The organism is Amycolatopsis sp. NPDC006131 (assembly GCF_040614175.1).
GTDB classification, from domain to species: domain Bacteria; phylum Actinomycetota; class Actinomycetes; order Mycobacteriales; family Pseudonocardiaceae; genus Amycolatopsis_E; species Amycolatopsis_E tucumanensis.
The window spans coordinates 1-24917 of sequence record NZ_JBEXTX010000006.1; the positions used below are offsets into that span (position 1 = coordinate 1).

25 protein-coding genes are annotated in these 24917 nt (G+C 72.6%); 7 read left to right on the forward strand and 18 right to left on the reverse strand.

What is annotated here, in order from left to right; genetic code table 11:
• Window positions 1-107: 107 nt before the first annotated feature.
• The 4 genes from ABZ215_RS05555 to groL are packed head-to-tail and all read left to right on the forward strand — an operon-like array spanning window position 108 to window position 4587.
• Complete coding sequence (locus ABZ215_RS05555; protein ID WP_020419348.1) at window positions 108-1142, forward strand: amidohydrolase family protein; 1035 nt, start codon at window positions 108-110, stop codon at window positions 1140-1142.
• Window positions 1139-1876: an iron-sulfur cluster assembly protein gene (locus ABZ215_RS05560; RefSeq protein WP_354947943.1), complete on the forward strand. Its 738-nt coding sequence runs from the start codon at window positions 1139-1141 to the stop codon at window positions 1874-1876. The genes ABZ215_RS05555 and ABZ215_RS05560 overlap by 4 nt, the downstream gene beginning before the upstream one ends.
• The gene (locus ABZ215_RS05565; RefSeq protein ID WP_237339263.1) at window positions 1873-2898 is read left to right on the forward strand and encodes an NAD(P)-dependent alcohol dehydrogenase; all 1026 of its coding nucleotides are present in this window, start codon (window positions 1873-1875) and stop codon (window positions 2896-2898) included. Before ABZ215_RS05560 ends, ABZ215_RS05565 begins: the two co-directional genes overlap by 4 nt.
• Before the next feature lie 39 nt (window positions 2899-2937).
• The gene (gene groL, locus ABZ215_RS05570) at window positions 2938-4587 is read left to right on the forward strand and encodes a chaperonin GroEL (RefSeq protein ID WP_354947945.1); all 1650 of its coding nucleotides are present in this window, start codon (window positions 2938-2940) and stop codon (window positions 4585-4587) included.
• 49 nt (window positions 4588-4636) lie between these two features.
• Here the strand turns inward: groL and ABZ215_RS05575 are convergent, their stop codons facing one another.
• Window positions 4637-5104, reverse strand: coding sequence for an enoyl-CoA hydratase-related protein (locus ABZ215_RS05575; protein ID WP_020419352.1), 468 nt, complete (start codon window positions 5102-5104; stop codon window positions 4637-4639).
• Between the two features lie 128 nt (window positions 5105-5232).
• On the opposite strand from ABZ215_RS05575, the gene ABZ215_RS05580 reads away from it, so the two are divergent.
• Window positions 5233-5382 carry a hypothetical protein gene (locus ABZ215_RS05580; RefSeq protein WP_354713982.1) on the forward strand — a complete coding sequence of 50 codons (150 nt, stop codon included), beginning with the start codon at window positions 5233-5235 and terminating at the stop codon, window positions 5380-5382.
• A gap of 64 nt (window positions 5383-5446) precedes the next feature.
• Here the strand turns inward: ABZ215_RS05580 and ABZ215_RS05585 are convergent, their stop codons facing one another.
• Genes ABZ215_RS05585 through ABZ215_RS05600 form a run of 4 tightly spaced genes read right to left on the reverse strand, consistent with a single transcriptional unit; the run spans window position 5447 to window position 10488 of the window.
• A complete protein-coding gene (locus ABZ215_RS05585; RefSeq protein ID WP_354947948.1) occupies window positions 5447-5773 on the reverse strand; it encodes a putative quinol monooxygenase in 327 nt (108 codons plus the stop codon).
• Window positions 5770-7425, reverse strand: a complete 1656-nt coding sequence (locus ABZ215_RS05590) for a long-chain fatty acid--CoA ligase (protein WP_354947950.1) — start codon at window positions 7423-7425, stop codon at window positions 5770-5772. Before ABZ215_RS05590 ends, ABZ215_RS05585 begins: the two co-directional genes overlap by 4 nt.
• A 33-nt stretch (window positions 7426-7458) precedes the next feature.
• The gene (locus ABZ215_RS05595; protein WP_354947952.1) at window positions 7459-9087 is read right to left on the reverse strand and encodes a tannase/feruloyl esterase family alpha/beta hydrolase; all 1629 of its coding nucleotides are present in this window, start codon (window positions 9085-9087) and stop codon (window positions 7459-7461) included.
• A 12-nt stretch (window positions 9088-9099) separates the two neighbouring features.
• Window positions 9100-10488, reverse strand: coding sequence for an MFS transporter (locus ABZ215_RS05600; RefSeq protein ID WP_237339270.1), 1389 nt, complete (start codon window positions 10486-10488; stop codon window positions 9100-9102).
• 141 nt (window positions 10489-10629) lie between these two features.
• Here ABZ215_RS05600 and ABZ215_RS05605 point away from each other — a divergent pair, with 141 nt between their 5' ends.
• The gene (locus ABZ215_RS05605; protein WP_354947955.1) at window positions 10630-12420 is read left to right on the forward strand and encodes a GAF domain-containing protein; all 1791 of its coding nucleotides are present in this window, start codon (window positions 10630-10632) and stop codon (window positions 12418-12420) included.
• An 18-nt stretch (window positions 12421-12438) separates the two neighbouring features.
• On the opposite strand, the gene ABZ215_RS05610 is transcribed toward ABZ215_RS05605, so the two are convergent.
• Genes ABZ215_RS05610 through ABZ215_RS05620 form a run of 3 tightly spaced genes read right to left on the reverse strand, consistent with a single transcriptional unit; the run spans window position 12439 to window position 13791 of the window.
• The gene (locus ABZ215_RS05610) at window positions 12439-12663 is read right to left on the reverse strand and encodes a hypothetical protein (RefSeq protein ID WP_237339272.1); all 225 of its coding nucleotides are present in this window, start codon (window positions 12661-12663) and stop codon (window positions 12439-12441) included.
• Window positions 12664-12670: 7 nt separating this feature from the next.
• Window positions 12671-13129 carry a cupin domain-containing protein gene (locus tag ABZ215_RS05615; RefSeq protein WP_237339273.1) on the reverse strand — a complete coding sequence of 153 codons (459 nt, stop codon included), beginning with the start codon at window positions 13127-13129 and terminating at the stop codon, window positions 12671-12673.
• Window positions 13129-13791: a hypothetical protein gene (locus ABZ215_RS05620; RefSeq protein WP_354947957.1), complete on the reverse strand. Its 663-nt coding sequence runs from the start codon at window positions 13789-13791 to the stop codon at window positions 13129-13131. The genes ABZ215_RS05615 and ABZ215_RS05620 overlap by 1 nt, the downstream gene beginning before the upstream one ends.
• A gap of 142 nt (window positions 13792-13933) precedes the next feature.
• Between ABZ215_RS05620 and ABZ215_RS05625 the strand changes: the two genes are divergently transcribed.
• Complete coding sequence (locus ABZ215_RS05625) at window positions 13934-16540, forward strand: LuxR C-terminal-related transcriptional regulator (protein WP_354947959.1); 2607 nt, start codon at window positions 13934-13936, stop codon at window positions 16538-16540.
• Between the two features lie 20 nt (window positions 16541-16560).
• Here ABZ215_RS05625 and ABZ215_RS05630 read toward each other — a convergent pair whose 3' ends face one another.
• The 10 genes from ABZ215_RS05630 to ABZ215_RS05675 all read right to left on the reverse strand — a co-directional run bounded on the left by ABZ215_RS05630 (window position 16561) and on the right by ABZ215_RS05675 (window position 24859).
• Window positions 16561-16893, reverse strand: coding sequence for a hypothetical protein (locus ABZ215_RS05630; RefSeq protein ID WP_237339276.1), 333 nt, complete (start codon window positions 16891-16893; stop codon window positions 16561-16563).
• A gap of 7 nt (window positions 16894-16900) precedes the next feature.
• Window positions 16901-17629: an IspD/TarI family cytidylyltransferase gene (locus tag ABZ215_RS05635; protein ID WP_354947961.1), complete on the reverse strand. Its 729-nt coding sequence runs from the start codon at window positions 17627-17629 to the stop codon at window positions 16901-16903.
• Window positions 17626-18975 (reverse strand): dihydrolipoamide acetyltransferase family protein, encoded by a 1350-nt coding sequence (locus ABZ215_RS05640; RefSeq protein ID WP_354947963.1) that lies wholly within the window; start codon window positions 18973-18975, stop codon window positions 17626-17628. The genes ABZ215_RS05635 and ABZ215_RS05640 overlap by 4 nt, the downstream gene beginning before the upstream one ends.
• Entirely contained in the window at window positions 18975-19979 is a 1005-nt protein-coding gene (locus ABZ215_RS05645) for an alpha-ketoacid dehydrogenase subunit beta (RefSeq protein WP_354947965.1), read from the reverse strand. The genes ABZ215_RS05640 and ABZ215_RS05645 overlap by 1 nt, the downstream gene beginning before the upstream one ends.
• On the reverse strand, window positions 19976-20938 hold the full coding sequence (locus tag ABZ215_RS05650) for a thiamine pyrophosphate-dependent dehydrogenase E1 component subunit alpha (protein WP_237339280.1): 963 nt from the start codon (window positions 20936-20938) through the stop codon (window positions 19976-19978). Before ABZ215_RS05650 ends, ABZ215_RS05645 begins: the two co-directional genes overlap by 4 nt.
• A gap of 11 nt (window positions 20939-20949) precedes the next feature.
• Window positions 20950-22251, reverse strand: coding sequence for an SAF domain-containing protein (locus ABZ215_RS05655; RefSeq protein ID WP_354947967.1), 1302 nt, complete (start codon window positions 22249-22251; stop codon window positions 20950-20952).
• A gap of 176 nt (window positions 22252-22427) precedes the next feature.
• Window positions 22428-22817, reverse strand: coding sequence for a transcriptional regulator GutM (locus ABZ215_RS05660; protein WP_354947969.1), 390 nt, complete (start codon window positions 22815-22817; stop codon window positions 22428-22430).
• The gene (locus ABZ215_RS05665; RefSeq protein WP_020418591.1) at window positions 22814-23191 is read right to left on the reverse strand and encodes a PTS glucitol/sorbitol transporter subunit IIA; all 378 of its coding nucleotides are present in this window, start codon (window positions 23189-23191) and stop codon (window positions 22814-22816) included. The genes ABZ215_RS05660 and ABZ215_RS05665 overlap by 4 nt, the downstream gene beginning before the upstream one ends.
• 10 nt (window positions 23192-23201) lie before the next feature.
• Window positions 23202-24227, reverse strand: coding sequence for a PTS sorbitol transporter subunit IIB (locus tag ABZ215_RS05670; RefSeq protein WP_237339284.1), 1026 nt, complete (start codon window positions 24225-24227; stop codon window positions 23202-23204).
• Complete coding sequence (locus ABZ215_RS05675; RefSeq protein ID WP_223843126.1) at window positions 24224-24859, reverse strand: PTS glucitol/sorbitol transporter subunit IIC; 636 nt, start codon at window positions 24857-24859, stop codon at window positions 24224-24226. The genes ABZ215_RS05670 and ABZ215_RS05675 overlap by 4 nt, the downstream gene beginning before the upstream one ends.
• Between the last annotated feature and the right edge of the window lie 58 nt (window positions 24860-24917).

A 24917-nucleotide genomic window follows, 5' to 3' on the forward strand; every position in this document is an offset into this window, starting at 1 on the left:
GGTCCGGGGTAGCCGGACTCCCCGCTGTTGCGCCGCCGCAGTCTCCGTCATGCTTTCCTCCCAAAGAACCCGTTCCCACCGAGCACCAGCACCGTGAAGGGCGAGCGATGTACGAAAAGGACGGCGAGAAGTACTACGTGGTCGACGGGCACGTCCACATCTGGGACGGGCGGGCCTCGAACCACAAGAACGTGCACGGCAAGCAGTTCATCGACTGCTTCTACGACTACCACAAGAACCTGAGCCCGGAAGAGGTCGTCTGGGACTACGACACCTACACCTACTACGGCGCCGAACGCTTCATGAAGGACCTCTTCGGCGAGGGCTACGTCGACCACGCCATCTTTCAGGCCACACTGCTGAGCGACTTCTACCACAACGGGTTCGGCCAGACCGAGGAGGCGTTCGGGCTCACCCGGCAGCACCCGGACAAGCTGACCTACAACCACGCCTACGACCCGCGCCACGGCGAGGCCGGGCTGGAGCAGCTGCGCCGGGACGCGGAACGCTTCGGGCTCAAGGGCGTCAAGCTCTACACCGCCGAATGGCACGGCGACTCGCGCGGCTACAAGCTCGACGAGCCGTGGTCGCGCCGGTACCTCGAGGAGTGCCTGGAACTGGGGATCCGCAACATCCACGTCCACAAGGGACCGACGATCCGGCCGCTGGACCGGGACGCGTTCGACGTCGCCGACATCGACAAGGTCGCCACCGACTACCTCGACCTCAACTTCGTCGTCGAGCACGTCGGGCTGCCGCGGCTGGAGGACTTCTGCTGGATCGCCACGCAGGAGTCCAACGTCTACGGCGGGCTGGCGGTGGCGATGCCGTTCATCCACACGCGGCCGCGCTACTTCGCCCAGATCATCGGCGAGCTGCTGTACTGGATCGGCGAGGACAAGATCCTCTTCGGCAGCGACTACGCGCTGTGGACGCCGAAGTGGCTCGTGGAGAAGTTCGTCGACTTCCAGATCCCGGCGGACATGCCGGAGTACGCGCCGATCACCACCGACCAGAAGAAGAAGATCCTCGGCCTCAACGCCGCCGCGCTGTACGACCTGGACGTGCCGCGGCAGCTGCGCCTGCCGACCCAGGCCGGCGACGCCGACGCCGAGGTCGCCGCGGGAGCTGGTGCCCCATGACCCGGATGGCCGTGTCCGTCGAAGCCGAGGTGCTCGCGGCGCTGTCCACGGTGTTCGACCCGGAATTGGACGAACCGGTGACCGAGCTGGGTTTCGTCCGGTCCGTGGCGATCGACGACGACGGGGTGGAGGTGCACCTGCGGCTGCCCACGTCGTTCTGCGCCCCCAACTTCGCCTACCTCATGGTGGCCGACGCCTACGACGCGCTGGCCGCGGTGCCCGGTGCGGGCCGGGTGCGGGTGCTGCTCGACGACCACCACGACTCCGACAAGATCAACGCCGGTACCGCCGCCGGGCTCGGCTACGTCGGAACCTTCGGCGTGGAGGCGCAGGACAGTCTCGACGAGCTGCGCCGGACCTTCCAGCGCAAGGCCCACCTGGCCGCGATGGAGCGGTGCTGCCGGTCGGTGCTGGCCAGCGGGGCCTGGACGGTCGAGGAACTGCCGCTGCTGGAGCTGTTCGACCTGGCGGAGGGCCGCCTGAAGTCGGCCCTGATGCGGCGGCGGGAGGCCATCGGCCTGCCCAACCACTCGCAGGCGCGGGTGATGGTCGACCACGACGGGACGCCGGTCGCGCGCTCGGACGTGGCGCTGCGGTTGCGGCTGGCCACCACCACCCGCGTGTCCATCGAAGGCAACGCCCACTTCTGCCGGGGCCTGCTCGCCACCCGCTACGCCGGCGTCGATCCCGCCGGCTCCGCCCCGGTCGTCACCAACACCAGGAGCCACCCATGAAAGCCGCACAGGTCACCGGCTACCACTCGAACCTGGAACTGCGCGACGTGGAGGAGCCCAAGATCACCGGGCCGCTGGACGTCGTGGTCCGGGTGGGCGCGGCGGGCGTGTGCCGGACCGATCTGCACATCCTGGAAGGGCAGTGGGCGGAGAAGTCCGGCGTCGTCCTGCCCTACACGATCGGCCACGAGAACGCCGGCTGGGTGCACGCCGTCGGCGACGCGGTCACGAACGTGGCGGTGGGGGACAAGGTGATCCTCCACCCGCTGATCACCTGCGGCCTGTGCCGGTCCTGCCGGCTCGGCGACGACGTGCACTGTGAGAACTCGCGGTTCCCCGGCATCGACACCCACGGCGGGTACGCCGAATACCTGCTCACCTCGGCGCGGTCGTGCGTCAAGCTCGACGACAGCCTGGAGCCGGCCGACGTGGCCGCGCTCGCCGATGCCGGGCTCACCGCGCAGCACGCCGCCGCCAAGGCGGCGAAGGTGCTGCGGCCGGGGGAGGTGTGCGTGATCATCGGGGCAGGCGGTCTGGGCCACATCGGCATCCAGTGCCTGAAGGCGATGAGCGCGGCCACGCTCGTCGTCGTGGACCGCAACCCCGCGGCGCTGCGGCTGGCCGAGCAGGTCGGCGCCGACGTCACCGTGGTGGCCGATGGCGACCACGTGCCGGAGGTGCTCGACCTGACCGGCGGGCACGGCGCCGAGGCCGTACTCGACTTCGTCGGCGAGGGCGGCTCGACGTCGGAGGGCGTGCGCATGCTGCGCCGCGCGGGCAACTACTACGTCGTCGGCTACGGCGAGAACCTCGACGTGCCGACCATCGACATCATCTCCACCGAGATCAACTTCATCGGCAACCTGGTCGGCTCCTACACCGACCTGCAGGACCTGATGGTGCTCGCCGCCCAGGGCAAGGTGAAACTGCACACCGCCCGCTACCGGCTGGAGGAGTTCCAGCAGGCCATCGACGACCTGAGCGCGGGCAAGGTCCGCGGCCGGGCGATCCTCATCCCCTGAACCGCGTGCTGTTCCCGGCACGGAAAGGAAGTAGGAATCATGGCGAAGCAGCTGCGGTTCAGCGTCGAGGCGCGGCGCCGGCTGGAACTCGGCGTCAACACGCTGGCCGACGCGGTCAAGGTCACCCTGGGCCCCAAGGGGCGCAACGCGGTGCTGGAGAAGCTGACCGGCCCGCCGACCATCACCAACGACGGCGTCACCATCGCCAGGGAGGTGCAGCTGGCGGAACCCTTCGCCAACATGGGCGCCCAGCTGGTGAAGGAAGTCGCGATGAAGACCAACGGGGCCGTCGGCGACGGCACCACCACCGCGACGGTGCTCGCCCAGGCGATGGTGCGGGAGGGGCTGGCCGCCCTCGGCGAGGGGGCGAACCCGATGCGGGTGCGCCGCGGTATCGAGGAGACCGTCGAGGCCGTCGTGGAGTACCTGCGCAAGTCCGCGGCCCAGGTGTCGGGTGAGGCCGAGCTGGAGCGGATCGCCACGCTGGCGGCGAGCGACGACGAGCGCATCGGCCGCGTGATCGCCCAGGCGCTGGCCGCGGTGGGCCGGGAAGGCGTGGTCGAGGTGGAGGAGTCCGACGAGCCCGGCCTGGGGGTCGAGCTGGTGGACGGGATCGAGTTCGACCACGGCTACACCTCGCCGTACATGGTCACCGACCGGGATCGGATGGAGGCCGCCTACGACGATCCCGCGATCCTGCTGACCAACAAGAAGATCAGCCAGGTGCAGGACCTGATGCCGACCGTGGAGGCCGCCCGGCGGCTCGGCAGGCCGCTGGTGATCCTCGCCGAGAACGTCGACGGGCCCGCGCTGCAGATGATCCTCAGCGGGAACGTGCACGGCACCTACCCCGCGGTCGTGGTGCGCGCGCCCGGCTTCGGGCACCGGCGGGTCGCCGAGCTGGAGGACCTCGCCGCCGCGCTCGGCGGCCGGGTGGTCAGCGACGACTCCGGGCTGACCCTGGCCGAGGTCACCGAGGCCGACCTCGGCCGCTGCGAGCACATCACGATCACCGAGGACACCACGACGATCATCGGCGGGGCCGGCGACGAGCAGGCCGTGCGGGCGCGGATCGGCCAGCTGGACAAGCAGCTCAAGCGGGCCCGCATCGAGCACGACCAGGACAGCCTGCGGCTGCGCATCGCCCGGCTGTCCGGGCGCATCGCCGTCGTCCGCGTCGGCGCCGCCACCAGCGTCGAGCTCAAGGAGCGGATGCTGCGGGTCGAGGACTCGCTGGCGGCGGCGAGGGCGGCGCTGGAGGAGGGCGTGGTCGCCGGCGGTGGGGCGTCGCTGGCGCAGGCCGCGCGATGTGTGGACCTGGTCGGCCTCGACGGCGACGCGGCGCAGGGCCGCGAGATCGTGCGCCGGGCGCTGGGGGAGCCGTTGCGGTGGATCGCTGAGAATGCCGGTTACGACGGTGACGAGGTGCTGGCCCGGGTGTCCGCAATGGACAACGGCGGCGGGTTCGACGCGCTGACCGGCGAGTACACCGACCTGTTCGCCGCCGGGGTGGTCGACCCGCTCAAGGTGACCCGTTCGGCGCTGGAGAGCGCGGCGTCGATCGCGGCGCTGCTGATCACCACGGAGACCGCGATCGTGGAGGAGGTGCTGGTCAACCCCGGCGCGATCATCGCTCCGGGCGCCGGTGACCTCGCCGAGGGCATGGTTCGCCCGTCCAACATCTACTGAGTACGGCGACGGGGCCCCACGCGTGCTGCGTGGGGCCCCGCTGCGTGCGTCAGCCGGCGACCGGTGCCTGTGCGCGGGCGTGCCGGAGGGCGGTACCGATGAGGTCCTCCGGTGCGCAGTGGACCTCGGCCAGCCCTGCCGCCACCGCAGCGAGCGGACGGTGACGAACCCCGTGCGGAGGCGCGGGCTGCACGATCCCGCCCGAAATGATGCGAGCGTCGGCGGCCTCCGCCAGGTGGTAGCCCGCGCCGACGGCGTCGCCGTTGAGGGCGGCCACGACGGGAAGCGGGTGGGCGCGCAGGGCCTCCAGCACCGGCGGCAGCCGGTCCAGCGCCGCGCTGTCCCCGGGCGCGACGTCCGCCGCGAAGACACCGTCCACGCCGGTCAGGACGATCGGATGCCCGGGCCCGATGTAGGCGAGAGCCGCGGCGAGCCCGTCGAGCAGTTCGGCGCTCAGCGGTCGTGGCGCCCGGAAGCGGACCACCACCGCTCCCGACTCGTAGTGCAGGTCCAGCATCGGCGCCTCCTGGAACGCTCGGGGTCCCCGTACGCTACTGGCGCGCGGCGGTTTCCCTTGTCTCACAATGAGACCGCCGCGCCGGCCGGGCTCTGGTGTGCTGGGGGCGAGTCAGGAGGGAAGAGGGGATGACGCTGAACGAGCCGATCGTCGAGGAGCCGCGCGGGGAGGAAGCCGCTGAGCGCCCGCACGGCGAGTGCCTGGAACGGGCGCTCAGCGCACTGACCGGGTCCGGCTGGCGGATCGACCCGGCGGGGGCCGAGCACCCCCGCCGGTGAGGCCGGTTCCGCGCGGCTGCCGGGTCGAGCCGATGCTGAGCTGAGCGCCGCCCCACCGGCAACGTCAGTCCCGCACGGCCATCTCGCCGAGCGGGGACCAGTCGTCCTGGTCCAGGACCGTGTTCACGATCCGCGGTGTCTCGGCGAGGTGCCGGGGAAGCGTCTCCTGGGCGGCCCGGAAGTGCGCGGACCGCACGTGCCTGGCCCCGGCGTCGGCGTCCCGGAACGCTTCCACCAGAACGTACTCGGCCGGGTCGTCGAGGCTGCGGGACCACTCGAACCACAGGCACCCCGGCTCGGCGCGGGTCGCCGCGGTGAACTCCCGCGCGATGTCCGGCCACCGGTCGGCGTGCTCGTCCTTGACGCGGAACTTGGCCGTGATGAAGATCATCCGTTGCTCCTTCGTGCCACAGTGTCCCGGTTGGTGTAGCACCCGGAACTCCCGCGAGCTGTCTCGATCTGAGACCGGAGCCGTTGCTTGGCGAACTTCCCGGTCGCCGTCTTGGGGATCTCGTCGCAGAAGAACACCTCGTCGGGCAGCCACCAGGACGCCACGCGGCCCCGCAGGTGGTCCCGCACCTCCTCGGCGGTGAGCGTGGCCCCGGCGGCCGGCACCACGCAGGCCAGCGGGCGCTCGCCCCACTTGTCGTCGGGCACTCCGATCACCGCGGCTTCGGCGACCCCGGGGTGCGCCATGATCGCGTTCTCCAGCTCCACCGAGGAGATCCACTCGCCGCCCGACTTCACGAGGTCCTTCGTGCGGTCGACGATCCGCACGTAGCCGTGCCGGTCGATCGTCGCCACGTCCCCGGTGCGCAGCCACCCGTCGGCGGTGAAGGCGTCCGCCCCGTCGCGCGACCCGAAGTAGCCCGCGGCGATCGTCGGGCCGGCGGCCTGCAACTCGCCCGGCGTCTGCCCGTCCCACGGGGCTTCCCGCCCGTCGTCGCCGATGATGCGGACCTCGGTCAGCGGCACGGCGGGTCCCGGGGTGGCGAGCAGCGCCCGCCGCTGTTCGTCCGGGTCGTCGTCGTGCACGGTGGCGATCCGCGAGGTGGTCACGACCGGGCTGGTTTCGGTCATCCCCCAGGCATTGGTCAGCGGCAGCCCGATCGCGTCCTGGTAGGCGCGGGTGAGCGCCTCGTCGACCGCGCCCCCGCCGGACACGATCTGGCGGACCGCGGAGAAGTCGTGCTCGCCGAGCAGGGGCACCAGGCCACGCCAGATCGTGGCGACCGCGGCCCCGAACGTGACCCGGTGGCGGGCGAGCATCCCCGCCAGTTCCGGCGGGGACATCGCCGGCCCGGGCAGCACCAGATCGGCCCCGCACAGCATGGCCGCGTAGGGCAGTCCCCACGCGTTGACGTGGAACATCGGCACGATCGGCATCACCACGTCGCGCTCGCTGATGCCGAAGGTGTCCACCATCAGCAACAGCGCGGCGTGCAGCACCACCGACCGGTGGCTGTAGAGCACCCCCTTGGGATCGCCGGTGGTGCCCGAGGTGTAGCACAACGCGGCCGCGGTGTTCTCGTCGTCCACAGTGAACTCGCGGGCGGTGTCGCCGGCCCGGGCCAGGAGTTCCTCGTAGTCGTGGACGCGGTCGTCGTCCGGGATTTCGGCGTCGCTCCCGTCGTCCATCACCACCACCGCCCGCACCGTGGTGAACGTGCCCACCAGCGGCCAGACGGCGGGCAGGATGGAGCGGTCGACGAACAGCACGTCGTCGGCGGCGTCGTTGACGATGTAGGTGATCTGCTCGCCGAACAGCCGGTGGTTGATCGTGTGCAGCACCCGTTCGGTGCAGGGCACGGCCAGGTAGAGCTCGACGTGCCGGTGGCTGTTCCACGCGAACGTGCCCACCCGGGCGCCGGCCGGGACGCCGAGCTCGTCGAGGGCGGCGGCCAGCCGCCGCGTCCGCGCGCACACCTGCGCCCAGGTCGTCGTGGTCTCGCCGCCGACCCGCCCGGACACCACGGTCTTGTGCCCGAAGAGGCGTTCGACGCGCCGGAACACGTGCGGCAGGGACAGGGGACGGTCTTGCATCAAGCCGAGCATGGGGATCTTCCTGTGTCGGGGTCAGCGGGTGCAGGCGAAACTCGACGCGCGGTCCGGGTCGCCCGCGCGGTACTCCGGCCACTCCGGGTACTCGCACAGGGGACGGGTGCGCTGGTGGCGTGTGTCGGTGACGACCGGGTCCACCGGCGACTGTCCTCTTTCGACCCAGCGTTCGAGCGCGGACAGCGAGTCCCAGCCCGCGGCGAAGGCCGGCGTGCCCGCGTTCGCGTGGTTGGCTCCGGGCACCACGTAGTACCGCAGGAACCCGTCCGTGGTCCGCGGGCCGAGTTCCGCGCGCACCCGCCGGTAGTAGTCGCTCGTCGACCGGTCCGAGACCAGCTCGTCCGCGGCGCCGTGCAGCAGGATCAGCTTGCCGCCGTGGGCCGCGAAGCGGCGCAGGTCCACGTCGTTGCGGTCCTGGATCGTCGACAGCCTGCTGATCCGGTCCAGCCACGGCCCGGGTTCGCGGGGGTCCACGGCGAGCGGGTCGTGGCCGGGGTCGCGGGTCAGGAAGTACTTCACCCACTGGTCCCAGTACTGCATGCCGTAACCGCTGGTCAGCGGCATCGGGTTGGCCGGCGCGGTGGTGCCGAACCCGAGGAACGGGGTGCGCATGTCCGCGCCGGAGAGGAACGGGAAACCGGGGTAGCCGGTTTCGCCGCTGGCGATCCGGTACGGCCACTCGAACCGGGTGGACATCGCGGTCACGGCGGCGATCTGCGCATCCGACAGGCACCCCGGCCCGGTGTCCGCGCCGTCCGGGCAGCGCAGCGTGCGCGGGTCGAAGTGACAGCCGCCCGGGTTCGACACGACCCCGTCCGCGACGCCGTCCAGGCCGTCGCACGCGCCGATGACGCTGGTGTAGAGGAGCGTCTGCTTGTCCGGCCCGGGAAACGCGCCGGGCCGGGACAGGATCTGTGTCAGGTGCCCCAGGTACAGGACCTCGGCGAGGTTGTTCCAGGCGGGGTAGGCGGAAATCACGCCGTCGAACGCTTCCGGCCACCGTTGCGCGACGACGAGGGCTTCACGGCCGCCGGTGGAACCTCCGGCGAAGTAGACTTCGGCGGGCTTCGCGCGGTAGGCCTGCCGGATGAGGTACCGGCTGGCGTCGTGGGTCTTCTTCAGCGCGTCGCCGGCGGCGAAGTTGCGCAGCGCCTCGTCGTTCACGCCGAACGACCCGTCCAGCGACGGCAGCGCGGCCGGGCCCTGCTGGTGGCCGGAGTCGCTGGCGAACGTGGCGTACCGCCGCGCGAGTGGCGCCGGCTGGTCGGCGGGGCCGAACGGCACGTTCGCCGTCAGGTCCGGGATGGTGCCGTTGTAGCCGCCACCGCCGAACATGATCGCCTTGTGGTTCCAGCCGGACGGCAGGGCCACGCGCATCTTGATGGCGGGCGCGGCGGGGTCGACGGGGAAGATGTCGGCGTCGACCCGGCAGTACTCGATCGTCTCGCCGCTGACCACGCTGGTCGTGGCCGTTGCAGCCGTGACGCGGCCGCCGGAGGTCGGCAGGCTCATCGCCGAGGCCGGGATGTGCATTCCCGCCAGTGGCGCGCACATCGGCGTCGACGGCGGGGCGGCGGTCGCCGCGGGGGATCCGGTCGCCAGCAGCACGAGGGCCGCGGGCACGGCTGTCCAATGCGAGGTCTTCATGCCGTCCTCGTTTCAGCGGTAGAGGTGCGCGCCGGGCACGGCGTGCGGATCTTCGCGGACCTGGGCGGGGTTCGTCTCGGGCAGGAACCACGCGCTGACGAAGGTGATCAGCCCCATGAGCGCGATGTAGGCGGCGACCGGCAGGGTGCTCCCGGTCTGCGCGATGAGCGCGGTCATGAGGAACGGCGTGCCACCGCTGACGATGATCGCGGAGAGCTGGTAGGCCAGCGACGCGCCGGAGTAGCGGACGTTGGGCGCGAACAGCTCGCCGAGGAAGCTCGCGATCGGGCCGTAGGTGAGGCACTGGAACACGAAACCCACCACCACCGCGACGAAGATCAGCGGCAGCGACGCGCTGTCGACGAGCCAGAAGTACGGGAAGGCCCAGACCGCGACCCCCAGCCCGCCGATCAGGATCAGCGGCCGCCGCCCCACCTTGTCCGAGAGGTGACCGGACCACGGGATCGTCACCAGCATCGCCACCGAACTGGCCAGCACGACCGCGAGCAGGGGGTTGCGCTCCAGCCCGAGCGAGCCGGTGCCGTAGCTCAGCAGGCCGGAAATGCTGACGTAGAACAGGCTGTTGGTGGCCGAGAGGATCCCGCAGCCGAGCAGGATGGTCCCCCACTTGGTGCGCACCACCTGCGCCAGTGGCGCCCGGACCACCGCTTTTTCGGGCCGCGACGCCCGCTGCTGCAACTCGCGGAACTCCGGCGTGTCCTCCACTTTGGTCTGGATGTAGAGGACGACCACGAACATCACGACGCTCACCAGGAACGGGATGCGCCAGCCCCAGCTGAGGAAAGCGTCGTCCGGCATCAGGCTGCTGGCCGCCACGAAGATCAGGTTCGAGATGATCACCGCGACGGGCACGCTGGTCTGCCCGAAGGTCCCGGCGAAGCCGCGCCGCTTCGCGCCCGCGGATTCGGTGAGCAGCAGCACGATCCCGCCCCACTGGCCGCCCGCCGCGAGCCCCTGGACGAACCGCAGCACGACCAGCAGCGTCGGGGCCAGCGCGCCGATACTGGCCGCGCTGGGCAGGCACCCGATCAGGAAGGTCGCCGCGCCCATCAGCGCGAGGCAGGTGACCACCACCGGTTTGCGCCCGTACTTGTCGCCGAGGTGCCCGGCGAGCACCCCGCCGATGGGGCGGGCCACGAAGCCGGCCCAGAAGGTGCTGAAGGCGAGGAGGGTTCCGGTCAGCGCCGAGGAGTGCGGGAAGAACACCTTGGGGAACACCAGCGCCGCCGCGGTGCCGTAGAGGAAGAAGTCGTACCACTCGATCGAGCTGCCGATGAGCCCCACCGCCAGCAGTTTGCGGAAGGACCGGCGCGGGGCCGTGGGCGTGCCGGAGCCGAGTTGTCCGGGCTGTCCGTCGGGTTGCGCGAGCGGGGTTGCCATACATGCCGCCTTCGTTGGGAGCACGGGTGATGGCGGTCAGGTTAGGTGCGCCACTGCCGGGTGGTTGAGGTGTGTATCATCCACACCTCACGCCGTTCTGGTGGTTCTTTCTTCCCTCTGGCGCGGAGGAGGTATGGCACTGTGGCCGGCGACCCCGCGGGCGAATCGCACCCGCTCATGCGCCGTCAGCGCGAACTGACGTCCCTGTACGCGACCGCCAAGTCGCTCACCGCGCTGGGCGAGCTCGACGAGGTGCTGCGCTCGATCGTCCGGCACGCCCACGACCTGATCGGCACGGACTTCACGTACCTGTCGCTGGTCGGCGCGGACGGGAGGCTGTCGGCCAGGGCGTCGGAGGGGACGATCTCCGCGTCGTTCCTGGCCGCGTCCATTCCCGCGAACGTGGGGCTGGGCGGCAAGGTGCTGGCGTCCCGGAGCCCGCACTGGGTGCGCGACTACGCCGCGGCCACCAGCATCGCCCACGACCCGGACTTCGACCGTGTGGTCGGCCCCGAGGGGCTCGTCGCGCTGCTCGGTGTGCCGCTGGTGATCCGGGGCGAGGCGGTGGGCGCCCTGTTCGCCGCGGACCGGTCCGAGCGGTCCTTCCAGGCCGAGGAGATCGCCCTGCTGAGCGCGTTCGCCGATCACGCCGCGGTCGCGCTGGACAACGCCCGGCTCTACGACGCCAGCCGGACCGCCCTGCAGGAGCTGCGGATCGCGTACCGGAAGATCGAGGAGCACGTGGCCGTCATGGAGCGGGCGCAGGCGAGCCACGAAGCCCTCACCGGCGTGGTGCTGGAGGGCGGGACGCCCGGCGACGTCGTGCAGCTCCTCGCCGATCAGCTGGGCGGCAGTGTCACGCTCCTCGACCGGGCCGGCGTCGCGGTCGTCCGCGGGGACTCGGCGGCGGACCCGTGCCGGGCTCCCGCCGGGGACGACCTGGCCGAGGCTTTCCGGAACGCGCAGCGATCGGGCCGGTGCACCACGTCGGTCGACGGCGCGGGTGTCGCCCACAGCGTCGCGTCGATCCAGGCCGGCGACAGCTTCCTCGGCGCGCTGGCGTGGAGCCGGGCGGCAGGCGGCGACCGCGGTGTCCGGGACGACATGGACGTGCGCACCCTGGAACGGGCCACCCACATCCTGGGGCTGCTCATCCTCAAGGAACGGGCCGTCGCCGAGGCGAGCGAGCGGCTGAGCGGGGAGCTGCTGACCGAGCTGATGGTCGGCAGCCCCGGGACCAGCGCGGCCCAGCGCACCCGCGCCCGGGCTCGCAACATCGACGTCGACCGCCTGGACCTGGTCCTCGTCGCCGACTCCGCCGCGCTGTCGTCCACCGAGCTGTCGCGGCACCTGCACGACATCGCCAGGGACCGCGCCGGACTCGCCGGTGAGCACCTGGGCCGGGCCACCATGATCCTGCCCAGCGCCGACGACGACCGGACCGTCGAGGAGGTCCACCGGCGCCTGCGCCGCGCGGCGGGCGCGCCGGTCACGGTCGTGGGGGAGCCCGCGGTCAACCAGGACTGGGCCCGCGCCTTCTCACTGGCCGGCCGCTGCAGCGCGGTGGTGCGCGCGCTGGGGCACACGGACCTGGGCGCCACCACGGCGCGCTACGCCCTCTACGCCATGGTTTTCGACACCGAACGGGTCCGTGACCTCGACCGGTTCGTCGCGGGCACGATCGGCCCGCTGCTGGACTACGACCACCGGCGCGGCACGGACCTCGTCGGCACGCTCGACGCGTACTACGCCAACCGCGCCAACGTCGCGGCGACCGCGCGGGCGCTGCACCTGCACGTCAACACCCTGCTGAAGCGGCTGGACCGGGCCGGCGAGCTGCTCGGCGTCGACTGGCGCCAGGAGGACAACCTGGAACTCCAGCTCGGGCTGCGGCTGCACCGGCTGCGAGCGGTCACGCCCGGCCCGGCGTGAGGCGCCGCCGTTGGCGAGTCATGCGTCCTCGTCGAGCAACGTGCCGAGCTTCGCTTCCGCGATCACGAAGAGGGCGTCCAGCGACTGGGGTTCCACCCGCAACCGGGCAGCGATCCGTGACCGCGGAACGCCGGCGTCGCGCAGCCGCAGCGCCTGGGCGTAGACCTCCGGCAGCCGCGCGATCGCCGCGTCCCGTGTGGACGGTCGCCCGCCCGCACGGGATCCCCTCGCGGCGTTGTCCACTGCCGGCTCAGCTGCCCGGTTCGGCGATGCTCACGCCGTGCCGGCGGGTCACCTCCAGCAGCCGGGGCAGGACCTCCTCGAGGGGCCGGTCCGCCGGGACGGTCGCGGCGAAGTCGGCGAAGAACCGGCCCGCGCCGTCGCCGGTGGTGACCGCCAGCAGCCGCGCGTTCTCGGTGGTCACTTCGAAGGTGAAGGCGCACTGCGCGGGGATCGTGACGGCTGCGCCCGGCCCGAGGTCGTGGGTCTCGCCATCGGCGTGCACCGTGACCGCGCCGTCGAGGACGTACATCGTCCCCGCCCACGGCGACCGGTGCGGCGGCGCCGCGGGCGCCCGGGGTGCGTCGACCTCGAACACCTCGTACACACCACCGGTGTGTTCGGCTCCGGCTTTGACCGTGTGGATCCCGTCGCTCATGGCGAGGGGGAGGCCCTCACCGGGCCCGGACAGGTGGATCTTGCCGTTCATCACGCCTCCCGGTCGGTGATCAGTGCCAGCGCGCATCCGGCGAACCCCGCGGTCAGGACGAGCCACGCGATCAGCGCCGCGACCCCGGAGCCGGAGAACCACGAGACCGGGATGGCCACCGCCGCCACGACGAGCGCGACACCGGCCCACGGCGGGGCCGCGTGCCCGCGCACGATGGCGGCGCCGAGCAGGATCAGCCCGAGGAGCCCGGCGAAGAAGACGAAACCGAGAATCCCCGACGGGATGTCGTCGGCCGTGTCCATCATGGTCACCGCGGTCGGCACCGGCACGCCGCTCTTGAGCGCGACGTAGGCCAGCGCCTCGGTGTCCAGAGCGCTCGGGATCGCCGTGCCGAACGCGAGCACCGTGCCCGCCAGTCCGAGCCTGGGCGAGTTGCGCCGGGCCACGCGGCCTGCCGTGAGCACGGCGGGCGCCCACAACAACGCCGACACCGCGCCCAGCCAGGCCTGCGTGGGGTAGCCGTCGAGGTCGGCGGCGATCCGCTGCGCGATGGCGGTGTTGCTGGTGCCGGTGATGTCCAGGTCCAGCGCCAGGCCGACGGCGATCAGCAGCGGGGCCAGCACCGCGGCCACACCCATCAGGTACCTCGCCACCGGCGGCAGGTACAGGCCGGACCGGGGCTCGGTGTTCACCGCAACCATGACGTCCCTCCTTTCGGGAACGCGGAACCATGCCGCGCCCAGCCTGATCCCCGCGCCGGCGGAGCACACGAGTAGTGCGCTACTCGGATATCGCCCGCCGGGTGGAAGACGCCGGGACGGTGAGCGTCTACCGTCCCGTGTCGTGGGCCTGAACTGGCCGTTGACCGGCCGGGCTGAGGAGCTGCGGTTCGTCGACGCCGTGGTGCGGCGCGGCGCGGGGAACGGCGTGGTGCTGGCCGGTGCGGCCGGGGTCGGCAAGACCCGCCTGGCACGGGAGGCGCTGGCCGCCGCCGGCAGGCGGCACGCCGGAACGGTGTGGATCGCGGCGACCGCGTCGGCCCGTGCCGTGCCGCTCGGGGCGTTCGCCCCCGTGCTGACCGGGGTGCGCGGCGACGCGACCCAGCTGCTCCGCGAGGCCACGGAGGCGCTCACCGGGACCGGCCGTGGCGGTGTCGTGCTGGGCGTGGACGACGCCCATCTCCTGGACGCGCTGTCCGCGTCGCTGGTGCACCAGTTCGTGCTGCGCCGCGTCGCCACGGTGGTGCTCACGGTCCGCAGCGGTGAACCGGCGCCGGACGCGGTGACCGCGCTGTGGAAGGACGGTCACCTGGAGCGGCTGGAGGTCCAGCCGCTGTCGGAGGCCGAGACCGTGGCCCTGCTGGAGGCGGTGCTCGGCGGCCCGGTGGACAGCGCCGGCGCGGCCCGGCTGTGGACGCTGTGCCGCGGCAACGCGCTCTACCTGCGCCAGCTCGTCGACGGCGAGGTGGCCGGTGGTGGCCTGCGCGTGGTTCGCGGGGTGTGGCGCTGGTCGGGCCACCCCGCTCTGTCGCCGGGCCTGGCCGACCTGGTGACCACCCGCATGGGCCGGCTGTCCGGCGCGGTCCGCGACGTGGTGGACGTCCTCGCGCTCGGCGAGCCACTCGGCGTCCCCCTGCTCACCGCCTTGACCAGCGCCGCGGGCGTGGAGCAGGCCGAAGCGGAGGGCCTGGTCGCCGTGGAACCGGACGGGCGCCGGCTGGAGGCCAGGCTCGCGCACCCGCTCTACGGCGAGGTGCGCCGCGAGGCGCTGGGCGTGCTGCGGGCGCGGCGGCTGCGCGGCCGGATCGCCCAGGCGATCGAGGACACCGGAGCCCGGCGCGCCGACGACACGATGCGGCGGGCGGTGCTCGTCCTGGACTCCGACCTCGATCCGGACCCCCGGCTGCACACGCTCGCCGCGCAGCGGGCCATCGCGCTGCTCGACGTCCCGCTCGCCGCCCGGCTGGCCCAGACGGCCGTGGACGCCGGAGGCGGATTCGAGGCGCGGCTGACGCTCGGCTTCGCACTGTCCTGGCTGACCCGCGGGGACGAGGCGGAGGCCCGGTTGTCCGCGCTCGCCCCGCTCGCCGCCGACGACTCCCAGCGCAGCGTGGTCGCCGTGGCTCGCGCGGGGAACCTGTTCTTCTCCTGCCGCCGCCCGGCCGACGCCGAGGCCGTGCTGGACCGGGCGGAGGTCGCCGTCGGCCGGTCCGAGGCCCTGGCGCCGATCCTGGCGATCCGCGCGCTCTTCCGCGCGGCCGCGGGACGATCGCGGGAGGCGATCGAGACCGCGGCCGCGGCGCGGGCGGCCGGCGCGCTGCCGCCGCACGCGATCCTGCTCGCGGCGTGGGCGGCGGTCGGCGGGCTGGGACCCCTCGGCCGGGCGGGTGAGCTGGAGTCCGCCGCCGCACCCGGTTACGCCGCCGCCGAGCGGTCGTTCGACGCGGTCGTTCCGTCGTTCGGGCTGTGCGAAGCCCACCTGTTCGGCCTGCGGCTCGCCGGGGAGCTGCGCGGCGTGGAGGACCTCGCGCGGACCCGGTACCGGCAGGGCACCGAGATCCCCGGGCCGCTGCAACTGCTCGGCGTGGCGCTGCTCGGATACGCCGCGCTCTACCGGGGCCGGTTGCGCACGGCCATCCGCAGGCTCCGGGAGGCCGAGGCAGGCCTGGGGCCGGTCCGGCAGCAAGGGCCGGGTTTCGGCAACCTCCTCGCGCTGACGCAGGCGCTGGCCATGGCGGGGGAGGCCGGCCAAGCGGCGGTGGCGCTGGCCGCCGCGGAGGTCGAGCGGCACCCGTCGACCGCGTTGTTCGACCCCGAACTCCTGCTCGCCCGCGCGTGGGTGCGGGCGGCCGAAGGAGCGGTCAGCGCCGCGATCCGGGGCGCCCGCGAAGCCGCCCGCCTCGCGGCCGAGCGCGGCCAGCCCGCGTTCGAGGTCTACGCGCTCCACGTCGCCGTGTGCTTCGGCGACCGGGGCGCCGCGCCGCGGCTCGCCGAGCTGGCGGACCAGGTGGACGGTCCCCGGGCGGCGGCCGCCGCCACCCACGCCGCCGCGCTCGCCCACGACGACGCCGACGCGCTGCTCGCCGTCTCCCGGGCGCTGGAGGACATGGGCGACCAGCTGGCGGCCGCCGACGCCGCCGCCCAAGCCGCCGCCGCGCACACGCGGGGCGGTCGCACGGCGGCGGCCCGTGCCGCCGCCACACGCGCGCACCATCTGGCCCAGGCCTGCGAAGGCGCGCGAACACCCGCCCTGGCGTCAGCGGAGCAACCCTTGCCGCTCACCGATCGGGAGCGTGAGATCGTCACGCTGGCCGCGCACGGGCTGTCCAACCGCGAGATCGCCGACCGGCTCGTCGTCTCGGTCCGCACCGTGGAGGGCCACCTCTACCGGGCGGGCGCGAAGCTCGGTGTGACGGAGCGGAAGGCGTTCGCGGCGCTGCTCGGCATGTGAGTTCCCGCCCGCGACGAGGTTCAGTGGCCGCCCCGCGGCCGCCGGTTCTTCCCGGAGTGCCACACCACCCGGATCTCCGAGAGCAGTTCCAGCGGTTTGGCCGGCACGGTCTTCGGCAGTGAGCTCGCGAACCGCAGCGGGTCCTTGCGCAGGCGGCGCAGCATGCGCTTCGGTTTGCTGACCAGCCGCTGGCGCAGGTCGGCCAGGTAGTCGGCGCGCACGTCGCGGCCGTAGGTCCGCCCGCAGGCGGTGCAGGTGACCTCGGCGAGGAGCCGCCCGGCGTAGACGACCTCGTGCACGGTGTCCGTGCCGCACCGGGAGCAGGTCAGTTCCGCGTGCCGGACAGTGCCCATCGCTGCCTCATCTCCGGTAGTTCGCCGAGGTCAGGACCTGCTCGGCGATCACCAGGTCGTGTGCGTAGGTGACCTTGATGTTCTCCTGCTCCCCGGCCACCCAGTGGATGGGCAGCCCGGAGAAGCGCTCCATGACCGACGAGGTGTCGGTGCCCTCGAACCGCTGCCGCGCGGCCTCTTCGTAGGCGTCCAGCAGCGGGCGGGCGTGGAACGCCTGCGGGGTCTGGGCGCGGATCGCCGTGCCGCGCGGCAGGTTCGCCAGCCCGCCGTCCGCGACGGCCATGATGTCGTCGGCCGCGAGGCCGGGTACCGCGCCGCCGTGCCGCCGCGCCGCCTGCAGGACTCCGGCGATCAGCGCCGGGCTGGCCAGCGGGCGGGCGCCGTCGTGCAGGAGCACCGTGTCGACCGCGCCGCTGTCGATGCGTTCGGCGAGGTGCCGCAACGCGCGCAGCTCGGACTCCTGCCTGCTGCGGCCGCCGTGCACCACCTCGACCTCGGCGCCGTCGACCTCGCGTTCCAGCACCCACTCGACGAGCTCGTGGTCCTGCGGCCGGGTGACCAGGACGAGCACGCCGATCCCGGGCACCCGCGCGAACGCGCCGAGCGACCAGGACACCAGCCGCCGCCCGGCGAGCGGCAGGTAGACCTTGTTGACGTCGGCCCCGACCCGGGTCCCGGACCCGCTGGCCAGCACGACGGCGGCGGCGTGAGCACGTCGATCCATCCCGCCGATCATAACGTCAGCAGCTCCTGCACCGAGGCCAGCAACCGGGCGGCATCCGCGCCGTCGCCGACCCGGTGGTCGACCGTGAGACCGACCGTGCACCGCAGGGACAGGCCGATGCCGCCGGGCACCGGGACCACCTTCTCCTGCACCCGGCCGACGGCCAGCGCCGTCGCCTGCGGCGGGCTGAGCAGCGCGTGGAAGGCGTCCACCCCGAACCCGCCGAGGTTGGACAACGTGGTGGTGCCGCCGGACATCTCGGCGAGCGTGAGCTTCCCGGCGCGGGCGCGCCGGACCAGGTCGCGGACGCGCTCGGCCAGCCCGTCGTCGAGGTCCGGGTCCTGCAGCACCGGGGCGAGCAGCCCGCGCCCGGTGTCCACGGCGAGCGCGACGCCCACGTGGTCGTGCCGCCGCACGTCGCCGTGGGCCCATTCGGCGTTCAGCTCGGGGTGCCGCCGCAACGCTCCGGCGAGGGCGCGCAGGAACACCGTGGTCCAGTCGCCGCGCGCCGGCATGTCGAGGTCGCGGTAGACGACGAACTGGGGGACCTGCGCGCTGGCGGACATCCGCCGGGCGATCACCGCGCGCAGGCTGCGCCGCGGTGCCGGCGGCGGGAGGTCGGCGAGCCGGATGGTGGCGGCGGGCCCGGTGGGGGTGATGGTGGCCAGGTCGATGCCACGCTCGGCGGCAACCCGCCGTGCGGCGGGCACGGCCGCGACCCGCCTCGGTGATGTGGCCGTGGGTGCGGTCGCGACCCGCCTCGGTGGTGTGGCCGTGGGTGCGGTCGCGACCCGCCTCGGTGGTGTGGCCGTGGGTGTGGGGCCGGGCTGTGGCTCGGGTGCCGCGGGCGCGGGCGCGGGTTCGGGTTCGGTCGCGCCTCGCGTCGATGGTGTGGGCCCCGGCTCGGATTCGGCCGCGATCCGCCTCGGCGCTGTGGGCGCGGGTGCGGGTTCAGCCGCGACGCGCGCTGGTGCCGCGGGGGCGGGGCCGGGCTGCGACGCGCGCGCCGCGGGCGGAGGCGCGGGTTCGGCCCCGACCCGCCGCGGCGCCGTGGGCACGGGTTCGGGTTCCGGTTCCGGTGCGGGACCGTCGAACAGGCCCGCCAGCAGGTCCTCGGCCGCGGTGGCCAGGTAGGCGATCGGCTCGCCGACGGCCACCACGTCGTCCGGCTGCGCGACGATGCGGGCGAGGGTGCCGTCGGCGGGCGCCTCGACCTCCATGTCGACCTTGTCGGTGGCCACCTCGCACACGACCTCGCCCGCGCGGACCTCGTCCCCCTCGGACTTGTGCCAGGCCACCAGCGTGCCCTCGGTCATGGTCATGGACATCTTCGGCATGACCAGCGGCGCTTCCGGCATCACCACCTCCGCACCAGGTCCGCGGCCGCCCGCACGATGTCCTCGACCTGCGGCACCGCCGCCCGCTCCAGTTGCGGCGCGTACGGGATCGGTACGTCGAGCCCGCAGAGCCGGGCGATCGGCGCGCGCAGGTGCCCGAACGCGGGGGACTCGCCGATGGTCGCGGCGATCTCGGCCATGAACCCGGCCGTCTTCGGCGCCTCCTGCACCAGCAACGCGCGCCCGGTGCGGATCACGTCGTCCACGATCGGCTGCGCGTCGAGCGGTTTGAGCGTGCGCGGGTCGATCACCGACACTTCGACCCCGTCCGCGGCCAGCTGCTCCGCCGCCTCCAGCGCACGCGACACCATCACCCCGGTCGCCACGATCGTCAGGTCCGCCCCGGTCCGGCGCACGGCTGCCTCGCCGAGCCGGGCGGGCGTTGCCGCCTCCGGCACGGGACCGCTCTGCTTGTAGAGCAGCTTGTGCTCCAGCACGATCACCGGGTTCGGATCGTCGATCGCCGCCAGCAGCAGGGTTTTCGCGTCGGCCGGGGTGGCCGGCATGACCACCTTCAGCCCGGGCACGTGCGTGAACCACGCCTCCAGGCTCTGCGAGTGCTGCGCGGCGGCGCCGGTGCCGGACCCGGTGGGCGCGCGCAACACCATCGGCACGGTCGCCGCGCCGCCGAGCATGAAGTGGATCTTCGCGGCCTGGTTGACGATCTGGTCCATGGCCTGCGCGGTGAAGTCGGAGAACTGGATCTCCACCACCGGCCGCATCCCGGCGAGCGCGGCTCCCACCGCCGCGCCCACGATGCCCAGCTCGCTGATCGGGGTGTCCCGGATCCGCTCCTCGCCGAAGCGGTGCACGAGATCGCCGGTGACGCCGAAGGCGCCGCCGTAGGTGCCCACGTCCTCACCGAGCAGGAACACCCGTTCGTCGGCCGTCATCGCCTGGGCCAGCGCCTCCCGCACGGCCTCGGCGTAGGTCAGGGTGCGGGTCTGTTCCGCCACCGCGGTCATTTCGCGTACACCGCCTCGGTCAGCGAGTCCGCCGAGGCGTCCGGCGCGGCGTTGGCGGCGCGGATCGCCGCCCGCACCCGCTCGCGGGCTTCGTCCCGGCAGGCCTGGATTTCCTGGTCTCCCAGCGTGTTCGCGACCCGTTGCTCGAACCGGGCGATCGGGTCGCGTTCGCGCCACTGCTCGATCTCTTCGCGGGTGCGGTAGAGGTTCTTGTCGCTCTTGGAGTGGCCCTTCCAGCGGTAGGTGGTCGCCTCGACCAGCGTCGGGCCCTCGCCCGCGCGGGCCCGCGCCACCGCGTCGGCGACCGCGTCGTGCACGGCCTGCGGATCGTTGCCGTCCACCGTCACCCCGGGGATGCCGTAGGCGGCGGCCCGTTCGGACAGCTGCTTGACCCGGAACGCGCGGCTCACCGACATCGACATCCCGTAGTGGTTGTTCTCGCACACGAACACCACCGGCAGGTCCCAGATCGCGGCCAGGTTGACGCCCTCGTGCCAGGCGCCCTCGTTGACCGCGCCGTCGCCGAAGAAGCTGACCACGACCTCCTGCCCGCCACGCATCCGCACCGCCAGCCCGGCGCCCGCCGCGATCGGCACGCCGCCCGCGACGATGCCGTTCGCGCCGAGGTTGCCGGTCGCCACGTCGGCGATGTGCATCGACCCGCCCCGGCCGCGGCAGTACCCGGTCTCCTTCGCCAGCAGCTCGGCCATCATCTCGTCCAGCCGCGCGCCCTTGGCGATGCAGTGCCCGTGGCCGCGGTGGGTGGAGGTGATGTAGTCCCCTTCGGACAGTGCCAGGCAGGCGCCGACCGGCACCGCCTCCTGCCCGATCGACAGGTGCATGGTGCCGTGCATGAGCCCGCGCGCGAACAGGTCGTCCACCGCTTCTTCGAAGCGCCGGATCGTCCACATGGTGACCAGCGCCTCGCGGGCCGGCCCGGCGTCGCCGATCAGATCCATGGTCGTCCCCCTCACGCCGGAACCAGGTCCCGCACCGGCTCGCCCTGCAGGAGCCGGTCCTGCAGGCGCCGCAGGGACGCGATCGTGGTGGTCTCGTCGACGGCGACGTCCGCGGCGGTCAGCACCGTGCCGGCGGGCACGTCGCGCAGCACGCGGGCGCCGCTGACCAGGCCGAGCGGCACGTGACCGCCCGCGCGGGCGGCCTGGGCGGAGTCGGTGACGCCGTAGACGGTCTCGCCGCCGATGCCGTCGACCAGTTCGCCCTTCGCCAGGTCCCGCTTCGCCACCGCCAGCACCTCCGCGTTCCACGCCACGGGCGCGAGGCTCGGGGTGCGGTCGAGCACCGCCTGCGCGACGGACAGCGGCGCTTCCACGCTCGCCAGGTGGTAGGGCCGGTAGAAGGTGTAGTACGGGCCCGGCCCCATGCCCAGGTAAGCCATTTCCTCCACTACCACCGGGTCGTCGCTGTGGCCGACGACGAACACGCCCGGCGCGACCGGCCCGGTGCAGTAGTCGACCACGCCGGCTTCCGGCAGCTGCCCGCCGTCGGACTCCGGGCGGAAGATCCGGTTCAGATCGTCCACAGTGGAGTACGGTCCGGTCATGCCGCGGCGGCTCACCTTCAGGTCCACCCCGTTGGCGAGGGCGGCCATCTCGATCATGGTCTTGGAGCCGTCCACGAAACTGGCGAGCATGTGCGGGTTCATGCCCTTCGCGGCGGCCTCCGCCGCGACCGAATCCGGCGTGGCGGCCGGGTCGAGCGGGTTGTTCTTGCCCTTCCCGGCGCACACGACGGTGAAGCCGATGTCGCGGGCGTAGTCGACGAGCGCCTTGCACTCCACGGGTTCGTCGCCGCGGCACACGGTGTAGACGCGGCCGAGTCCGGTGGCCATCTTCGACAGCAGCAAGCCGACCGTGACGTCGCATTCCACGTTGAGCAGCGCGATGTCCTTGCCCGCCAGCAGCCCGGCGAACGCGACCCGGGCGCCGACCTCGGGCACGCCGCTCGCGTCCACGATCACGTCGACCGGCAGGCGGGTCAGCGCCAGCGCGTCGTCCACCACGACCGCCTGTCCCAGTTTCACCGCGGCCGCCAGGTCCCCGCCGGTCCGGACGTCCGCGCGCCCGGCCCGCTCGAAGGCCCGCACCCCGCGCTCCGGGGCGATGTCGGCGATCGCGGCGACCTCCATGCCGTCGATCCGGGCGGCCTGCACGACGAAACCCAGCCCCATCTGGCCGGCGCCCACCAGTCCGATGCGGACCGGGCGGCCCAGTTCGCGTTCGCGGGCTCGCAGCCGATCGGCGTAGCTCATCTCGACACCTTCCCCGTCTGCACGAATGTGCACTTTATGTGCACTTCAGTGATTTCTTGGTACCACGCTCCCGATAACCAGCACAACCCTTCACGTTGTTTGCACATTTGTGCACGACGGAGAATGAAAAAGGGGCCGGCTCCCACAATGGAAGCCGGCCCTTTCCGCGCCGGAATTCAGGCGGCCGCGCGTTGTCCTGCGGTCAGCCGGGACACCATCGTCAGCGCGTCGGCGGCGGCCTTGGCCACGGCCTTCGACGGCGCCCGTTCGGTGAGCGTGCCGAGTGGCCCGGCCAGCTCCGGGCGTTCCCGGAACCGGGCGAACACCGACGCGCCCTCCATGGCCAGTGCCCTGGTCACCGCGTTCCGCCGCCGGTCGACCACCAGCAGCACCACCGCGCCGCGCAGCTTGCCCTTGGCCCGCCCGGTCACCAGCAGCACGCCGCCGCGGTTCTCCTCCGCTGCGACCTGGTTGACCACACGCGCGTACCGCATGTGCTGGCGGTAGCTGAAGAAACCCGCCACCGCGAACCCGGCGACCAGGATCGCGGCGGCCTGCCAGGTCACGTCGTGCTCCCGCCGCTGAGCGTCAGCGTCGCCCCGGCGGCGGGCAGCGACACCGTCCCCTTGCCGTGCACCGCGCCGGGCAGCAGCGTGGTGCCCTCGTCCGGGTTGAGGTAGACCACGATGTGCCCCAGCGTCTGCAGGTTCTCGTGGGCGCGCTCGCCGACCGCGGTCAGTTCGACCTCCGCGTCGCCCAGCCGGAAGATGTCGCCGACGCGCACCTCCCGTTCCGGCTTCGCGGCGGGGGAATGCACGACGCTGACGCTTTCCAGCGCGTCCGGGATCGGATCGGCGTAGAGGATCACCACACCGCCGTCCACCATGTCCTGCGCCTCCTCGCCGGCCCGCAGGATCGTGCTCTCGTAGTACACCGTCATCGTCGACACCTCACAGTCCGAAGCTCGCGCCCCAGGCGATGATGACCGCCAGCGGCGCCGTGATCAACCGGCTGATCAGCACCGCGGGGGTGCCGACCGCGACGGTCTCGGGTTTCGCCTCGCCGAGCGCGAGGCCGACCGGGATGAAGTCGCAGCCCACCTGCCCGTTGATGGCGAACAACGTCGGCAGGGCGTACTGCACGGGCAGCGCGCCGATCGCGATCTGGCTGCCCATCAGCGTGCCGACCACCTGCGCGATCGCCGCGCCGGGCCCGAGGATGGGGGACAGGAACGGCAGCGACACCACGAGCGAGATCACGACCAGCCCGAGCGGGTTGCTCGCGATCGGGGACAGCACGTTCGCGATCCCGCGGGCGATCCCGGTGTAGTTCACGATGCCCAGCAGCAGGCTGACGTAGGCCATGAACGGCAGGATCGTGGTGAGCGTCAGCTCGACCGTCTGCCTGCCCGAGGCCAGCATCGTGTTCACGAACGAGCCGACGCCCGAGCCGAACTTCACGAACACCCCGGACACCGAGTCGAACGCGCGCCCGAACCCCGTCGACTGCCCGCCGGTGACCGTCGCCGCGACGTCCCGGGCCGACGGGCGTTCGTCCCGCGGCGGCACCTTCGGCGGCGCGGTGCCCGTCTCGCCGTCCGCCTCGGTCACCTCCTTGACGCCGACGGCGGAGACGAACAGCTCCTCGGTGATGAACTTCGCCAGCGGACCGCCCGGCGCGCCGGGGTAGACGTCCACAGTGGGCAGTCCCTTGCGCGGGTACACGCCGATGCGGGCGGTGCCACCGCAGTTGATCACCGCGGCGACCACCTCGTCGTCCGGCACGGAGGTGTGGAACCCGTCCACCGCCTCGGCGCCGGTGAGCTCCGCGATCCGCGCCGCCACCGGGTGGATGCCGCCGCCGGTCACGGACAGGACCTTGTCGCGCTTGCCGTCGACTCGCAGCAGCAGGCCCTTGCCCCAGCCGCCTTCGCCGGGGCGGACGAACACCGCGCGGGTGGTGTGGGTCTCGGTCATTTCGCACCCGCCTTGGCCGCCTCGAACTGCCGGTCGAAGTCCGCGAACACCTCGGTCCGCCCGGTCCGCTTGATCATGAACGCGGTGATCCGCTCGGTGACCACGCCGCGGATGAAGATCACCACGATGCCGACCAGGAAGTACCGCAGCGCCAGCGGCACCGTCGACTGCCCGAGCTGGGCCACGCCGTTGGCCACGCCCAGCCAGACGAACAGCTCGCCGGCGTTGGCGTAGGGGAAGAACGTCGTCACCGGGTGCACGAACGACACCGCGGAGTCGTAGAACGCCGGCTTGTGCCGCTCCGGCAGGAACCGGCCGAACGAGTAGGCCATCGGGTTGGTCAGCATGAGCACGGCCAGCACCGGCATGATCGTGTAGCGCGTGATCCACCACCGCGCCGACCACCGGACGGCTCTGGTGACGCGCTGCTCGCCGATGAACGTGGTGATCGCGTACATCGCGGTCAGCAGGACGATCAGGGTGGGCAGAATGCCGGTCACCAGGCTCACGAACTGCTCGCCGGAGGCGTTGAACAGCCCGATGAAGTGGCTGCCGAGCCACTCGAGGACACCGAGGGGACCGGAACTGGACCCGGTGTCCGCCTGCTGCGCCATTACAGCAAGCTCCTCCATATTTTCCTCCTTGTCGGCCCCCTGAGCCAAACGCGTCTGCACATAAGTGCAAAGCTTC

What these genes read in the sequence shown, in the direction of transcription:
- ABZ215_RS05555 (WP_020419348.1), top strand. Translation starts at nt 108, where the DNA reads ATGTACGAAAAGGACGGCGAGAAGTACTACGTGGTCGACGGGCACGTC.
- ABZ215_RS05560 (WP_354947943.1), top strand. Translation starts at nt 1,139, where the DNA reads ATGACCCGGATGGCCGTGTCCGTCGAAGCCGAGGTGCTCGCGGCGCTG.
- ABZ215_RS05565 (WP_237339263.1), top strand. Translation starts at nt 1,873, where the DNA reads ATGAAAGCCGCACAGGTCACCGGCTACCACTCGAACCTGGAACTGCGC.
- groL (WP_354947945.1), top strand. Translation starts at nt 2,938, where the DNA reads ATGGCGAAGCAGCTGCGGTTCAGCGTCGAGGCGCGGCGCCGGCTGGAA.
- ABZ215_RS05575 (WP_020419352.1), bottom strand. Translation starts at nt 5,104, where the DNA reads ATGCTGGACCTGCACTACGAGTCGGGAGCGGTGGTGGTCCGCTTCCGG.
- ABZ215_RS05580 (WP_354713982.1), top strand. Translation starts at nt 5,233, where the DNA reads ATGACGCTGAACGAGCCGATCGTCGAGGAGCCGCGCGGGGAGGAAGCC.
- ABZ215_RS05585 (WP_354947948.1), bottom strand. Translation starts at nt 5,773, where the DNA reads ATGATCTTCATCACGGCCAAGTTCCGCGTCAAGGACGAGCACGCCGAC.
- ABZ215_RS05590 (WP_354947950.1), bottom strand. Translation starts at nt 7,425, where the DNA reads ATGCAAGACCGTCCCCTGTCCCTGCCGCACGTGTTCCGGCGCGTCGAA.
- ABZ215_RS05595 (WP_354947952.1), bottom strand. Translation starts at nt 9,087, where the DNA reads ATGAAGACCTCGCATTGGACAGCCGTGCCCGCGGCCCTCGTGCTGCTG.
- ABZ215_RS05600 (WP_237339270.1), bottom strand. Translation starts at nt 10,488, where the DNA reads ATGGCAACCCCGCTCGCGCAACCCGACGGACAGCCCGGACAACTCGGC.
- ABZ215_RS05615 (WP_237339273.1), bottom strand. Translation starts at nt 13,129, where the DNA reads ATGAACGGCAAGATCCACCTGTCCGGGCCCGGTGAGGGCCTCCCCCTC.
- ABZ215_RS05620 (WP_354947957.1), bottom strand. Translation starts at nt 13,791, where the DNA reads ATGGTTGCGGTGAACACCGAGCCCCGGTCCGGCCTGTACCTGCCGCCG.
- ABZ215_RS05630 (WP_237339276.1), bottom strand. Translation starts at nt 16,893, where the DNA reads ATGGGCACTGTCCGGCACGCGGAACTGACCTGCTCCCGGTGCGGCACG.
- ABZ215_RS05635 (WP_354947961.1), bottom strand. Translation starts at nt 17,629, where the DNA reads ATGATCGGCGGGATGGATCGACGTGCTCACGCCGCCGCCGTCGTGCTG.
- ABZ215_RS05640 (WP_354947963.1), bottom strand. Translation starts at nt 18,975, where the DNA reads ATGCCGGAAGCGCCGCTGGTCATGCCGAAGATGTCCATGACCATGACC.
- ABZ215_RS05645 (WP_354947965.1), bottom strand. Translation starts at nt 19,979, where the DNA reads ATGACCGCGGTGGCGGAACAGACCCGCACCCTGACCTACGCCGAGGCC.
- ABZ215_RS05650 (WP_237339280.1), bottom strand. Translation starts at nt 20,938, where the DNA reads ATGGATCTGATCGGCGACGCCGGGCCGGCCCGCGAGGCGCTGGTCACC.
- ABZ215_RS05655 (WP_354947967.1), bottom strand. Translation starts at nt 22,251, where the DNA reads ATGAGCTACGCCGATCGGCTGCGAGCCCGCGAACGCGAACTGGGCCGC.
- ABZ215_RS05665 (WP_020418591.1), bottom strand. Translation starts at nt 23,191, where the DNA reads ATGACGGTGTACTACGAGAGCACGATCCTGCGGGCCGGCGAGGAGGCG.
- ABZ215_RS05670 (WP_237339284.1), bottom strand. Translation starts at nt 24,227, where the DNA reads ATGACCGAGACCCACACCACCCGCGCGGTGTTCGTCCGCCCCGGCGAA.
- ABZ215_RS05675 (WP_223843126.1), bottom strand. Translation starts at nt 24,859, where the DNA reads ATGGAGGAGCTTGCTGTAATGGCGCAGCAGGCGGACACCGGGTCCAGT.